Below are 263 nucleotides of genomic sequence, written 5' to 3' on the forward strand. Positions count from 1 at the left end.
CTATGGCATCATACAACAATACGGCGAGGCCGGACTGATTGTAGCCACGCTAATGGCGGGCGTACTCCTTGTATTATTAGGAGTGTTCAAGCTGGGAGCTGTCCTCAAATTCATTCCTTATCCTATCATCGTCGGATTTACCAGCGGTATCGCCGTCACTATTTTCACGACCCAGATTGCCGATATTTTCGGTTTATCTTTCGGAGACGAGAAAGTGCCGGGAGACTTCGTCGGGAAGTGGCTGATTTATTTCCGACACTTCG

At 48.7% G+C, this 263-nt stretch carries 1 protein-coding gene; it reads left to right on the plus strand.

Going from position 1 to position 263, the window contains the following annotated elements; genetic code table 11:
- Positions 1-263 (plus strand): SulP family inorganic anion transporter (locus AB5935_RS24825; protein WP_410525546.1); only part of this gene is annotated, 263 nt, incomplete at both ends.

The sequence above is a fragment of the Phocaeicola sp. RTP21198st1_B8_RTP21198_201120 genome, from assembly GCF_040929485.1.
GTDB classification, from domain to species: Bacteria; Bacteroidota; Bacteroidia; order Bacteroidales; family Bacteroidaceae; genus Phocaeicola; species Phocaeicola dorei.